The sequence below is a fragment of the Bradyrhizobium sp. Ken51 genome (assembly GCF_055807435.1).
On record NZ_JBVVPB010000015.1, the window covers coordinates 147,898 to 160,702 of the forward strand.

General features: G+C 63.3%; 11 protein-coding genes and 1 pseudogene. 2 read left to right on the forward strand and 10 right to left on the reverse strand.

Annotated elements, in window-relative coordinates:
- Positions 1-161: 161 nt before the first annotated feature.
- From pal to tolQ, 7 genes are all read right to left on the reverse strand, one after another.
- On the reverse strand, positions 162-650 hold the full coding sequence (gene pal / locus AC0L27_RS24565) for a peptidoglycan-associated lipoprotein Pal (RefSeq protein ID WP_026232595.1): 489 nt from the start codon (positions 648-650) through the stop codon (positions 162-164).
- A gap of 271 nt (positions 651-921) precedes the next feature.
- Entirely contained in the window at positions 922-1,686 is a 765-nt protein-coding gene (locus tag AC0L27_RS24570) for an N-acyl amino acid synthase FeeM domain-containing protein (RefSeq protein WP_275169598.1), read from the reverse strand.
- Positions 1,687-1,847: 161 nt separating this feature from the next.
- On the reverse strand, positions 1,848-4,178 hold the full coding sequence (locus AC0L27_RS24575) for a putative bifunctional diguanylate cyclase/phosphodiesterase (protein WP_354204695.1): 2,331 nt from the start codon (positions 4,176-4,178) through the stop codon (positions 1,848-1,850).
- 243 nt (positions 4,179-4,421) lie between these two features.
- Positions 4,422-5,765 carry a Tol-Pal system beta propeller repeat protein TolB gene (gene tolB / locus AC0L27_RS24580; protein WP_275169703.1) on the reverse strand — a complete coding sequence of 448 codons (1,344 nt, stop codon included), beginning with the start codon at positions 5,763-5,765 and terminating at the stop codon, positions 4,422-4,424.
- Positions 5,766-5,806: 41 nt separating this feature from the next.
- The gene (locus AC0L27_RS24585; protein ID WP_473320571.1) at positions 5,807-6,724 is read right to left on the reverse strand and encodes a protein TolA; all 918 of its coding nucleotides are present in this window, start codon (positions 6,722-6,724) and stop codon (positions 5,807-5,809) included.
- Between the two features lie 3 nt (positions 6,725-6,727).
- The gene (tolR, locus tag AC0L27_RS24590; protein WP_018453789.1) at positions 6,728-7,177 is read right to left on the reverse strand and encodes a protein TolR; all 450 of its coding nucleotides are present in this window, start codon (positions 7,175-7,177) and stop codon (positions 6,728-6,730) included.
- A 43-nt stretch (positions 7,178-7,220) separates the two neighbouring features.
- Entirely contained in the window at positions 7,221-7,937 is a 717-nt protein-coding gene (tolQ, locus tag AC0L27_RS24595) for a protein TolQ (protein WP_007596319.1), read from the reverse strand.
- Between the two features lie 413 nt (positions 7,938-8,350).
- On the opposite strand from tolQ, the gene AC0L27_RS24600 reads away from it, so the two are divergent.
- Complete coding sequence (locus AC0L27_RS24600; RefSeq protein ID WP_354204693.1) at positions 8,351-8,869, forward strand: DUF2231 domain-containing protein; 519 nt, start codon at positions 8,351-8,353, stop codon at positions 8,867-8,869.
- A 35-nt stretch (positions 8,870-8,904) separates the two neighbouring features.
- On the opposite strand, the pseudogene AC0L27_RS24605 reads toward AC0L27_RS24600, so the two are convergent.
- Positions 8,905-9,664, reverse strand: a pseudogene (locus AC0L27_RS24605) (serine acetyltransferase domain-containing protein).
- 313 nt (positions 9,665-9,977) lie between these two features.
- Here AC0L27_RS24605 and AC0L27_RS24610 point away from each other — a divergent pair.
- Entirely contained in the window at positions 9,978-11,141 is a 1,164-nt protein-coding gene (locus AC0L27_RS24610; protein ID WP_354256907.1) for an acyl-CoA desaturase, read from the forward strand.
- 189 nt (positions 11,142-11,330) lie between these two features.
- Here AC0L27_RS24610 and AC0L27_RS24615 read toward each other — a convergent pair whose 3' ends face one another.
- Together AC0L27_RS24615 and AC0L27_RS24620 are read right to left on the reverse strand one after the other, a co-directional pair.
- Positions 11,331-11,816 carry a DUF2852 domain-containing protein gene (locus AC0L27_RS24615; RefSeq protein WP_007596323.1) on the reverse strand — a complete coding sequence of 162 codons (486 nt, stop codon included), beginning with the start codon at positions 11,814-11,816 and terminating at the stop codon, positions 11,331-11,333.
- A 120-nt stretch (positions 11,817-11,936) separates the two neighbouring features.
- Positions 11,937-12,677 carry a TetR/AcrR family transcriptional regulator gene (locus tag AC0L27_RS24620; protein ID WP_063994768.1) on the reverse strand — a complete coding sequence of 247 codons (741 nt, stop codon included), beginning with the start codon at positions 12,675-12,677 and terminating at the stop codon, positions 11,937-11,939.
- Positions 12,678-12,805: the final 128 nt, after the last annotated feature.

Genomic DNA, 12,805 nt, shown 5'->3' on the forward strand with positions numbered 1-12,805 from the left:
GCCTGCGACCGAACATTCGACGCGCCACACATTGAAGGGGAGTACGCCAAAACTGTGACTGTAACAAACGGGTTTCTGTCACAGATCGCTGAAACGAAACCGGCGCCCGAAAGGGCGCCGGCATAATCGGTTTCTGAAGATGAACGGCGCCTGACCGGTCGTCAGGAGCTCGCGTTCAGCACGGTGACGGCGCGGCGGTTCTGCGACCAGCAGGAGATGTCGTTGCAAACGGCCACCGGCCGCTCCTTGCCGTACGAGATCGTGCGCATGCGGTTCGGATCGATGCCGCGCGAGGCGAGGAACGAACGCACCGATTGGGCGCGGCGAGCGCCGAGCGCGATGTTGTATTCGCGGGTGCCGCGTTCGTCGGCATGACCTTCGACGGTGAAGCTGTAGCGCGGATAGCTCTGGAGCCACTGCGCCTGCTTCTCCAGGGTCACGATCGCCTGCGGGGTCAGATCGGTCTGGTCGCTTTCGAAGAACACGCGGTCGCCGACATTGACGACGAAGTCTTGCTGGCTGCCCGGCGTCGCCGCGTTGGCCATCGCATCCGTGGCAGAGTTCTTGTTGGCGCAGGCACCCATCGACAACGCGACGGCAAGCACCGCGGCCAGCTTCAATCCCTGGAGGATGCGCATAGGATGTTTCATTCCGGAGCCTCCACGCTCACGTTTCGTCCACTGCTGTCCGGTCTACAGGGGGTTGGTTAAGCGAACGTTCCGTCAACCTTGATGGAACCTTGCCACAGCCGGTCAAATGCCCCCAACCAGCGAAAAGCAAACGTCATGGTTAATGGGTTGTAAATGTGGCGCGATGGTGAAGGCAAGCTGCGCCGACCGGCAAAAACCGCGGCCTTTGCTGGAATTTTAGGCTCGTCGCGTGGAGCCCCTCGGCCCAGACCCTGAGGCCAGACCCTGGGGCCTAGCGGGCAGAACCGGTTGCCGAGGCGGCGACATCAGGGGTCCGCTGCGTGGCCAGCGACACCGGGCGCGGGGCCGCCTGGCGCGGGCTGCTGCGTTGAAACAACATGCGCCGCTCAAAAGCGCTGGAGCGCATGATCGGAAAGCGCGTCAGGACCTTTTCCCGCTGGTTGCGGAAATCGGACGCCATCAACACGGCCTTCTTGGTAGGCCAGCCCGGAAACCCGCGGGGCTCCGGTGAAATGGTCTCGTGCAGGAAGATGCGACGATAAAACGCCTGATGATCGGTCCGGATCATGGCCAGCCCGGTGTCGGCGTTGAAATGATCGCAAGCCACGAAAGCCAGCCGCACCGTCAGATAGGGCAGCTCCGGAAAACGCTGGTGCTTTTCGGGATCAGCAACAAACCGGCATGGATCGATGAGAACCTCGCCGCGGTCGAGGCGGGGATGCAGGACGTCGCCAAACACTTCGGTCGTGTAGGACATCCGCCAGTCCGACGTCAGGACGTGAATGCGAACGGAGCTGCAGAGCTCTCCATCGACATAGACCCCGAAATTCCAGGTGTTGGGCGCATCATCGAAGCGATCGGTCACGCGCCGCGACTCCGACGGCTCGATCAGTCCGGCGTGCAGATAGGCCCGGTACCGCATCAGATAGAGGTTGTCTCGGTCCTCAGGAGTTTCGATCAGGCGGTAATCGATGCGGTCAAACAGAGCGGCTCCCCGCGGAAGGAGCACCGTTTGCGGTTCAGCTCCAGACGTCATCCAGTACCCCTACACTCCAAAGCAACTTCTGCGAGTGTGACGAGATTAATGGTTCATTAACGGAATTGCAAAGGCTTAGAAACGTTAGGGTTAACCTTTGCAGCCCGCAAAAACACGGGCGAACAAGAGCCAAGGGCGTTGAGGGAGCAGGCAGTGAAAGATCAGGCGATCGATCGCGAGGACACCATGACGATCTGGTCCTCAGCCCCGCGACGGCCATGCGAGGCATTGAGCAATTGGCGAATCCGGACCGCCGGCACCGGCCGGCTGAACAGATAGCCCTGCCCTTCGGTCACGGTGCCGTCGGCGCTGATCAGCTCGAGCTGATCATTGGTCTCGATGCCCTCGACCACGACGGCCATGCCGAGATCGGCCGATAGCCGCGCCACGCCGCGCAGCAGCGTCAGCGGCCGGTCGGCATCGATGCCTTCGAGGAAGGAGCGGTCGATCTTCACCTTCTGCATCGGGAAATTATGCAGGTAGCTGAGGCTCGAATAGCCGGTGCCGAAATCATCCAGCGAAATGCGCACGCCGATCGCATGCAATTGCGACAGGATGTCGTGCGTGAGCTGGGTGTTGCGCAACAGCGAGGATTCGGTGATCTCGATCTCCAGCCGATGCGCCGGGAGCCCCGAAACCTCGAGCGCGTAGCGGATTTCGCTCAAGACGTCGCGCTGGTGGAATTGCTGCGGCGAGAAGTTGACGGCGACGCTGACGCCCTCCGGCCATTTCATGCATTCCATGCAGGCGCGGCGCAGGATCCAGCGGCCGAGATCGACGATCAGGCCCATGTCCTCGGCGACCGGGATGATGTCGACCGGCGAGACCGTGCCGCGCACCGGATGATTCCAGCGCAGCAGCGCCTCGCACGTCGTGATCTTGCCGGACTTCAGATTGACCAGCGGCTGGTAGAACAGCTCGAACTCCTCGTTAGCGAGCGCCTTCCGCAGATCGAGCTCGAGGATGCGGCGCGCCTCGACGGTCGCCGCCATCTCGTCGCGGAAGAAGCAGAAGGTGCCGCGGCCGTCGGCCTTGGCCCGATACAGCGCCATGTCGGCGTTCTTGAGCAGCGTGTCCGCGCTGATGCCCTCCGGCGCGGTCAACGCGATGCCGACGCTGGCGCCGATCTCGACCAGATGATTGTCGATGCGGTAGCGCTCGCTCAGCCGTTCGACGATCCGGCGCGCCAGCGCAGCGGCGTCCTCGGGCGAGGAGATGTTCTCCTGGAACACGACGAATTCGTCACCGCCGAAGCGGGCGACGAAATCCTCCGGGCGCAGCATCTCGCGCAGACGGTTGGCGACCGCGCACAGGAGCTGGTCGCCGCAGGGATGGCCGAGCGTGTCGTTGACCTGCTTGAACTGGTCGAGGTCGACGAACAAGAGCGCAGACAGGCGCTCGGCATCGTGCGAGATCGCCAGCAGCCGTTCGATCTCATCGCGGAAATGAACGCGGTTGGGCAGCGCGGTGAGGTCGTCGTAGCGCGCCAGATGCGTGATCTTGGCTTCGGCGCTGCGACGGTCGGTAATGTCCTCGAGCAGCACCACTGCGCCACCGTCAGCCATCGGCTGGACAGTCCAGGACAACGACCGGTTTCGCTGCGTATCGGGGTCGGCGGTGATGATCTCCGTGGCTTGCGAACTCTCGATGTCCGCGACGATCCGCTCGCCGCTCCCAGCCGAGATGGATCCGGCGCTGACGCATGCCGCGACGATGTCACGCGCGTTGACGCCGCGCTGCGCAAGACCTTCCGGCAGATTCATCATTGCGCCGAAGCGGTGGTTCATGACCGCCAGCTGTCCGTCGACGCGGAACATGCAGAGGCCGTGCGGCATGTTGTTCAGCGCCGTATCGAACTGTCCGGCGAGCGCGGCTTCACGCTCCCGTGCCACGACCGCTCCCATGAAGATTCGGTGCAGATTCACCGAGAGCTGCATGATCGCCATCAGGAACGCGGCGCTGACCAGCGCCATCGCGATGTAGTAGGGCGTTCCACGCAGTGCCAAGGCAAGCACGGCCGGACCGAAAATCAGCACGGCCTGGAGGTGGAAGATCGCAGGCCGGCCATATGCCCTGCCCGCGCCGCCCGCCGCGATTCCGGTGGTGACCGACAAGGCGATCATGTGGGCCACGGCGTCGTCCGTGGCCAACAGGGCCGTGGCGCACCAGATGCCGATCGCAGCCGCCTGGATCTTGGCTCCGATCTGATAGCGCTTCTGCCAGCGTGCGGCCGCCTCGACTGTCATGGCCGACTGACGTGCCTGATAGAGGCGCAGGTCGATCGCCCGTGCGGACCCGGCCAGGACAAGAAGCGCGACACACGCCCAGATCAGCGGCTCGCCCGTCCTCAGGGCGGTGAGGGCCGCACCGATCGACACGAAAATGAGTCCTGCCAGCAGCGGACCAGGCGCTTCGAACAGCGAATCGATTTGCGCCGCCGAAGTTTTCGGCGGCCGCTGTTCCGGCTCTCCGCTCTGACTTGCAAACTGCATCTGGTGTTTACGCGCGTCCTGTCTGGAGCGCAGTTTTACCGATCCGGTATGAAGTCTTTCTGAGGGAACATCGTTAAAGTCGAGTTGTTTTGAGCGACCAATAGTCGAAATACATCAATAGAAACAAACCGATGGGAAAAGTTTGCCGAGTGCAACCTTAAAGAACAATTATCGCGGGGAAACATCGCGCCAAGTTTTCGAAAAAGGCGCGCGGTCAAATCATCGCGCACCGAGGACGGGCGGCTAGCCCGATGTCGAGGACAATAACGGCGACCATGCCGGGTCGGAGGCGAAGCCCGGCGTCGGCACTTTCAACTCGTTTCGTCCCGAGATGTCGACCGAGAACAGCGACGGCCCGCCGCTGCCGCCGGGATCGCGGAAGAACATCAGCACGCGGCCGTTCGGCGAGAAGGTCGGACCTTCGTTGTGATAGCCGGAGGTAAGAAGCCGTTCGCCGGAGCCGTCCGGCTTCATGACGCCGATCGAGAACTGCCCGCCGCCTTGCCGGGTGAAGGCGATGTAATCGCCGCGCGGCGACCACACCGGCGTCGAATAGGTGGCGTTGTTGTCGTCCTTGGAGAAAGAGATGCGCTGCGCCGCTCCGCCGCCTGCGGCCATGACATAGATCTGCGATCTGCCGCCACGATCGGACTCGAAGCAGATGCGGGTGCCGTCCGGGGAGTAGGACGGAGAGGTGTCGATCGCGGGCGTGTCGGTGAGGCGCGTGGTCGAGCGCGAGCGCAGATCCATCACGAACAGGTTGGAATTGCCACCCTGCTGCAGGCTCATGATGACGCGCTGGCCGTCTGGCGAGAACCTCGGCGCAAAGGTCATGCCCGGGAAGTTGCCGACGATCTCGCGCTGGCCGGTCTCGATGTTGAACAGGTAGACCTTCGGATCGCCCTGGCCGAACTCCATGTAGGTGATCTCTTGCGAGTTCGGCGAGAAGCGCGGCGTCAGCACGAGGTCGGAGCCGCGGGTCAGATAGCGCACATTGGCGCCGTCCTGGTCCATCATCGCGAGCCGCTTGACGCGGCGCTCCTTCGGCCCGGTCTCGTCGACGAACACCACGCGGCTGTCGAAATAGCCCTTCTCGCCGGTCAGCTTCTCATAGATCTGGTCGGAGATGATGTGGGCGATGCGGCGCCAATATTCCGGCGAGGTGAAATATTGCTGGCCGGCGAGCTGCTGGCCGGTGACCACGTCCCACAAGCGGAATTCGGCCTTGAGGCGTCCGTCCGGCTGCCGCGTCATGCGGCCGGTGACGAGGGCTTGCGCGTTGAGGGTTTTCCAGTTCTCGAATTGCGGCGCGACGTCGATGTTGCTGATGCGCTCGATGAAAGCGGCCTGGTCGACCGGCGCGAACAGGCCCGAGCGCTTCAGATTGTTGGTGATGACCTGTGTGACGCCGTTGCCGACATCGCCGTCGGCCGGCGAGCCCGGCACGAAGTTGGTGATCGCAATCGGGATCGGCCGAAACTCGGTGGGATCGATGCGAAGCCGCGGCTGACCCTGGGCGAAGGCGTGGCCGCCCCCCAGCATCGCGAGCGTCGATCCGGTCAGGGTCATGAAGCGGCGGCGGTTCATCGATCGAACGTCATTCATCGCAAAATTCTTTTGTTCGGATGTCACAACATGTCTTTCAGGCCGAAAGTCATCGGAATGAGCTTCCAGCTCTCGTATTGCTGCTTCGGCATGAACGAATAGACCTGACACTGCACGATGGCGCGTCTGGCACTCTCCGCCACCGCCTGTGCGATCGACCGCGACGGTCCCCTCACCGCAACGACGATCGGCTCGGAGGCGAGCGATCCGTCGATCTTCATGGGAATGTCGATGTCGGCTTCGTATTGATCCGCATCCTGCCCGTTATAGGTCGGCGTGAAGCAGCGCTTCACCGCCCCCTGGAACGCTCCCCGCCAGGTCGCAATGTTGTTGGCGGCCGTTCCGGTCGTCGATCCCAGCGAGGCCGACGCATTCAGCGTCGAGCCGGCGAGTTCGTGCCGGGTCGCGGCGCGCTTGTCGAGATCGCGCTGGATCTGCGCTGGATCGAAGCTGCGCTCCTTGGGTTTCGGCTGCTGCGGCGGCTGCACCGCCGCGACCTTTTGCTCGGGCGGCTTGGGCGGCGGCTTCTTGGTTTCGAGCTTCTTCTGCAGTTCGGCGATCGGATCTTCCTTGGCCGGGTCAGGCTTTTTTTCCGGCGGCTTCGGCTCTTCCTTGGGCTTGGCTTCAGCCACGGGCTTGGGCGGCGGCTCGGGTGTCGAGTTGGTCTTGATCAGCTCTTTCTTCTCGGTGACCTTGCCGACGGCGTCTTCCTCGGGCTTGGCTTCCGCGATCTTCTCGACCTTCGGCTTCGGCTCTTTCTTGTCGCCGGTCTTCTGCCCCGACATCATCTGCGCGAGTTGGTCGGTGGAGATGATGTCGATCGGCAGCGACTCTTCCGGCGCGACGAAAGCCCTGCTGCTAAAGGTGACGAGCCCCCATCCCAGCACGAGGACGTGGAGGGCAATCGACGCAACGAGTGTTTTGTCGACCTTCACCTTCACGGTCTACCCCTGATCCGCTTCCGTGACGAGCGCCAGCTTCTTGAATCCTGCGCCGGACAATTGGCCCATCACCTTGGCCACCGTCCCGTAATCGGCCTTCTTGTCGGCCCGCAGATAGATGCGTTCCTCGAGCCCGCCGCGCGCGTCCGTGATCGCCTTCAGCTTCGGGATCAGTTCGTTGATCGCGATCTCGGCGTCGTTGATGAACACCTTGCCCTTGATGTCGACCGACATCTGGATCGGCTTCTGGTCGTTGTTTTCGAGGCTCTTGGCCTGGGTCTGCGGCAGGTCGAGCGGCACGCCGACCGTCAGCATCGGCGCCGACACCATGAAGATGATGAGCAGCACCAGCATCACGTCCACCATCGGCGTGACGTTGATTTCGGCCACGACCGGCTTGCGCCGGCCACGGCGCCCACCGCCTCCGGACGAACTCGCAACGTTCATGCCCATGGTCTGGTGCCCAAATTGCCCTTCACACTATACATGCCGTCCGTCAGCCCCGCTCGTCGATCTGGCGTGACAGGATGGCTGAAAATTCATCGGCGAAGCCTTCGAGCCGCTGGGCCTGCCGGTTCACCTCGGAGGTGAACTTATTGTAGAAAATAGTGGCAGGAATGGCGGCGATAAGGCCGACGGCGGTCGCAAACAGCGCCTCCGCGATGCCGGGGGCCACCACCGCCAGAGAGGTATTTTTCGACGCCGCGATCGACTGGAAGCTCGACATGATGCCCCAGACGGTGCCGAACAGGCCGACGAAGGGGCCAGCGGAGCCGACGGTGGCGAGCACCAGCAGCCGGCGTTCCAGCCGCTCGACCTCGCGGGCGATCGAGACATTCATGACCTTGTCGATGCGCATCTGAAGGCCTGCGACCGAGCGGGCCTGGCTCTCGAACGAACGCTTCCACTCGCGCATCGCCGCGACGAAGCAGGCCGCCATGGAATGCGTCGGCTTGGCCGAGAGCGTGCGATAGAGGTCTTCGATCGACTCGCCGGACCAGAAAGCCTGCTCGAAGCGGTCCATCGAGCGGCGGGTGCGGGCAAACAGGAAGATCTTGTCGATGGCGATCGCCCAGACCCAGACCGAGCAGGCGAGAAGCCCCAGCATCACCGCTTTCACGATCCAGTGAGCCTGCCAGAACAGCGCGATCAGCGACACGTCCGCGGAAGCGGCAACCGGAAGGGCTGACTGAGCCACGTCGGCCGGATTCATAAGCGGCATCCTCTCAAGGCGATCGTTACCTAATGTCCCGGCCGGCAAATCACCGCCGGTTCCCAACTGCCGCGCTAGCACCGGCGCGACCGGCAAGCCCGCTCAAAGCCTTAATCTTTTTGGGGTGCAGGGGGCTCGTCCAAAGCCGGCCGCCTGCATTCCCTGCCAAGATGTCAAAACTATGGGCCTCGACCCCAGCGGCTTGACTTCGGGCTTTGGGCGCGATTGTCCGCCCTTACCAGAGCCCGGCGATGGTTAATGCGGGATTACCGGGACCGAATTTGGCTGCAGGAAAGCCAGGCGTTGCAGGCGGTTGGCAAGCTGCCGGCCCCGGCGGTTGCTGACATCGCGGCGGAGGAACCAGCCCTTACCTTGGCGATTGTCCGGAAAATCAACCTTCGGCGAGGTTTGCCATGAGCATCAACCCCAAGACGACCGCCGCCATCGGCGATCATCCGCTCCACCCCATGATCATCCCGTTCCCCATCGCCTTCCTGGTCGGCGCGCCCATCGCCGATCTCGCCTTCATCGGAACCGGTGACGGCTTCTGGGCCAGAGCCGCCATGTGGCTGATCGGCGCCGGCATCGTCATGGCGCTCGTTGCCGCCGTGGCGGGCTTTGTCGACTTTTTCAGCGAGCCGCGTATCCGCGGTCTCAACGATGCCTGGTATCACATGATCGGCAATCTCGTGGCCGTCGTGCTGGCCGTGATCAATTTCTACCTTCGCTACGCGCAAGGCGCGGAGGCTGCGGTCAAGCCGTGGGGCGTGGCGCTCTCGCTGATCGTGGTCGGCATCCTGCTGTTCACGGGATGGAAGGGCTGGGAAATGGTCTACCGGCATCATGTCGCGGTACTTGACGCGCCGGGCCAGACCAGTTCGGAGCCGGTCACGCCGCATCATGGCGGCGAGAGCCACCGCCGCGCCGCCTGAACGAGGAGCACGTCGCTTGATGACGTGAGGGCGAGTCAGACCGCCGCGGCAGGCTCGGGGCGATTGGTCAGCCGCGCGGGATTGCCGATTGCGGTGCAGCCCCGGGGCACGTCGCTCGTCACGACCGTCCCGGCGCCGATCTTTGCAAAATCGCCGATCCTGACGTCGCCGAGAATTGTCGCGCCGGAGCCGATGAAAACGCCGCGACCAATGCGAGGCGAGCGGGCCGGCAGTTCCGTGCTGCGGCCGATGCTGACGTTCTGAAGGATGGTGGCCTCGTCGCCGATTGGCACCGATCACGATGCCGGTGGCGTGGTCGAGATACACCGACGATCCCAGGCTCGCCGCCGGATGAATGCTGACCTGCAGGACGTTCGATGCCTCGTTCTGAAACAGCAGCGCCGCGTCGCGATGGTCATGATGCCAGAGCCAGTTCGAGACGCGCCAGGCCTGCAGGGCGACGTAGCCCTTCAAGTGCAGCAGCGGCGCCAACAGTCCCGCGATGGCGGGATCGCGGAGCACGATGGCCTGCAGGTCGCGGCCGGCCACCTCGATCAGATCCGGCTGGCTATCAAAGGCGTCGCGGGAAAATGTTGTGAAGCGCTCGCGTTCGGCCGCGCTGCCGCCAAGCCGGCGTCCGATCAGATCGGAAAGTGCGGCGGTAAAATCGTCATGGGCGAGAATGAGACCGACAAGAGCCTTGCCGAAGATGGGGTCCGCTGCCGCTGCGCGCTGCGCCTCGTCGCGAATTTTCTGCCAGAGGCTCTCGCTCGGCATGATCGCAGCTTCCGTCATCGTTGCCGCCTGCGGTGTTTTGACGCTTCCTTTTCACTGTCGGATATAGGCCGTCGGCAGCCCGCACGCCACGCTCCCCGTGAGGCTACGAGCTTGCATGCCAGGCGGCGGCGATCATATATATGAAGTCAGTCGAGTTCCCGGCCGAAGCTATGGTCTGAGGTTCGTGCTGCCGCGCTGGCCCGAGTGTTCAGGCAAAGTATCTCATTCAACACCCCGCAGTGGTCCGCATCCCCGGGTTTGTCGTACACAGCGGCTCTCAGTGCTGCCGAAGCGAATCCCGAATCCCCGTCATCCAAGGTCACGCCAATACATGTCGCCCAACGCCTCCGCCGACGACCAACACGACGACATCATGTATCCCTCCGCCCTGCCGTTCCTGCTGGTCCATCTCGGCTGCGTTGCAGCCATCTGGACCGGCGTTACCTGGCAAGCCCTCGCGATCTGCGCCTCGCTGTATGTCGTGCGCATGTTCGCAATCGGAGCAGGCTATCACCGCTATTTCTCCCATCGGGCTTTTGCAACCGGCCGGGTGTTTCAGTTCATCCTGGCCTGGCTCGCGCAAAGCACCGCGCAGAAAAGCGTTTTGTGGTGGGCGGCCAAGCATCGACATCATCATCTCCATTCCGATACCGAAGACGACGTGCATTCGCCGCGTCATCGAGGCTTCCTCTACAGCCATCTCGGCTGGATTTTTTACCGGGAGCACGATGGCACCGACCTCGTGAAAGTCGGCGATTTCGCCGCCTATCCGGAGCTGATGTGGCTGCATCGCCTGGAGCTGCTGCCGGCCGTTACGCTGGCTGCGCTCTGCTTCCTGGTTGCCGGATGGTCCGGTCTCGTCGTCGGCTTCCTGTGGAGCACCGTGCTGGTCTATCATGCGACGTTCTGCATCAACTCCCTCGCCCATGTGCATGGACGCAAGCGGTACGTGACCGGCGATGATTCCCGCAACAATTGGCTGCTGGCCTTGTTCACCCTCGGTGAGGGCTGGCACAACAATCACCACGCCTATCAGAGCAGCGTGCGGCAAGGCTTTCGCTGGTGGGAAATCGACGTCACCTATTACATCTTGAAGGTGCTGTCCTGGTTCGGCGTTGTCTGGAACATGAAATCGCCGCCCGAGCAGGTGCTGCGCAACGAGCAGCCGCTCGGCGCACGCGTCATCAACCGGGCGGCCCGCGAGCTGGCCGGACGGTTCGATGCGCAGACACTGGCGCACGCGATCTCGTCAGCACTACGCCGGGCCGATTTGGCCCAGTTGCAACTGCCGACGATGCACGAGATCTTAAGTCGCGCGCACGAAGGCGTCGATGCACTGACGCATCTGCATTTGCCGAAGATTCCGACCCGCGAGGAGTTTCTCGCCGAGGCCAAGGCGATGTTCGCGCGAACGCGATCACTCAATGAGATCGTGGACTACGCTTACGAACACTTCCTGGAGTCGGTTCGCGCGCAGCTCGCCACGGCGCGCTGACCAAGGTCTCTCCGGACCGGGGCTCTCCGGGCCAGGACTTTCCAGACGGTCGCGGCGGCCTGCCGCGCATTCCCAAAACCAAACCGCCCGCCTGCGGGTTGCGCAGGCGGGCGGCTCGGGGCCATCAGGACTTTGGGGGCATGCGCCTGACGGCTTTGAGAGGCGTCAGTCCCGAGATCAACCTTGAGATCAACCCTGCTGCTGGTCGGTCGGCGGCGGGGTCGGGCGTGTCTTGTGTTGCGCCATGAACTGGTCGAACTCTTCCTTGTCCTTGGCGTGACGCAGACGGTCGAGGAAGTTCTTGAACTCGACCTGCTCCTCCTCGAGCCGCTGCAGCGTCTCGGTGCGGTACTCGTCAAAGGCGCGGTTGCCGCTCGAGGGCGGGCCGAAGCCAAAGCCGAAACCGTGGCGCTCCATTCGGCCGCGCATACGGTCCATCTTGTACTGCATCCGCTCCATCTTGTTCTGCCAGCGATCCTGGTTGCTCCAGCACGACATTCTTCTGCTCCCGAGTGTGAAAAAGAGAAGGGCAAGTCCGATCGGCCACCAGATGATGAAGCCGAGGATGGTCACGGCGATCCAGCCGGGATGCCAGGGCGTATTGAGCATGTGGGGGCGCTCGTAGTGTTGGTCCGAAGGGCCGCGCCATCGATTGACATCAGCGGTGTAGGCCATTTCCCTCTCCATGACGGCATCAGCGCCGTTGTGAATGTAAATAACATTTACATAGGTAGATCATCCCGCGATTTTGTCAAGCCGACCGCCTGACAGGGCGCGGGAATTATTTGGGTAACTTTATTTCGGCTTGCCCCAGGGGCCACCGGGCGGCACGCCTGAACCGGAGGATGCCTCCGGTGGCACCGGCGGCGGCTCGGCGCTTTTCGCCGGAGGACGGCGATCGGTCGGGAAGCCGAGACCGCGCAGATAGATCAGCACCTCAGCTTCGAGCAGCTCGTCCGGCGACATCGGCAGCTTTCGACGCGCGGCATCGCCGCGCGAGAACAGCGAGGCCACACCATGCGCCATCGACCAGATGTGCAACGCCATCATCATCGCCGGCGGCCGCGGCGTGCCCGGTGGCGCCAGCGCGGCAAGCCGCTCCGCCGCGGCACGAATAATGTTGAAAGCACGCTCGCTGGCGGCCTGCAGCGCCGGATTGGAATCCACCGGCACGCCCGATTCGAACATCGCGTTATAGAACGCGGGCTCCTCGCGGGCGAAGGCGAGATAGGCCCTGCCGACACGCTCGAACGCCGTGACGGTGTCGGGCCGTCCGTCGTCCCAGGCCGCGGTCAGGCGCGATTCGAACTGCTCGAAGCCGCGTTGCGCGATGGAGGACAGCAGTTCTTCGCGGTCGCGAAAATGCCGGTACGGCGCCGCCGCACTGACGCCGGCCATGCGCGCGGCATCGGCAAAGGTGAAGCCGGCCGCGCCCTTCTCGGCGATCAGCCCAAGGGCGGCCTGCAACAGGGCTTCCTTCAGATTGCCGTGGTGATAGCCGCGCTCGGCGCGGCGCGTCTCCTTGCGCCAGCTCATGTGAACGAGCTTTACATGAGCCGGGCATGAAGGTCACTAGCGGCAACGGTTTGATCAGCCCGTATTTCCCGCAGTCATTCCGGGCCGATCCGAACCATCGGACCCCGGAATGATGCCAGGCCTGGCGC

Coding starts and splice junctions, on each gene's coding strand:
- pal (WP_026232595.1), bottom strand. CDS start 650: ATGAAACATCCTATGCGCATCCTCCAGGGATTGAAGCTGGCCGCGGTG.
- AC0L27_RS24570 (WP_275169598.1), bottom strand. CDS start 1,686: ATGACGTCTGGAGCTGAACCGCAAACGGTGCTCCTTCCGCGGGGAGCC.
- AC0L27_RS24575 (WP_354204695.1), bottom strand. CDS start 4,178: ATGCAGTTTGCAAGTCAGAGCGGAGAGCCGGAACAGCGGCCGCCGAAA.
- tolB (WP_275169703.1), bottom strand. CDS start 5,765: ATGAACCGCCGCCGCTTCATGACCCTGACCGGATCGACGCTCGCGATG.
- tolR (WP_018453789.1), bottom strand. CDS start 7,177: ATGGGCATGAACGTTGCGAGTTCGTCCGGAGGCGGTGGGCGCCGTGGC.
- tolQ (WP_007596319.1), bottom strand. CDS start 7,937: ATGAATCCGGCCGACGTGGCTCAGTCAGCCCTTCCGGTTGCCGCTTCC.
- AC0L27_RS24600 (WP_354204693.1), top strand. CDS start 8,351: ATGAGCATCAACCCCAAGACGACCGCCGCCATCGGCGATCATCCGCTC.
- AC0L27_RS24610 (WP_354256907.1), top strand. CDS start 9,978: ATGTCGCCCAACGCCTCCGCCGACGACCAACACGACGACATCATGTAT.
- AC0L27_RS24615 (WP_007596323.1), bottom strand. CDS start 11,816: ATGGCCTACACCGCTGATGTCAATCGATGGCGCGGCCCTTCGGACCAA.
- AC0L27_RS24620 (WP_063994768.1), bottom strand. CDS start 12,677: ATGAGCTGGCGCAAGGAGACGCGCCGCGCCGAGCGCGGCTATCACCAC.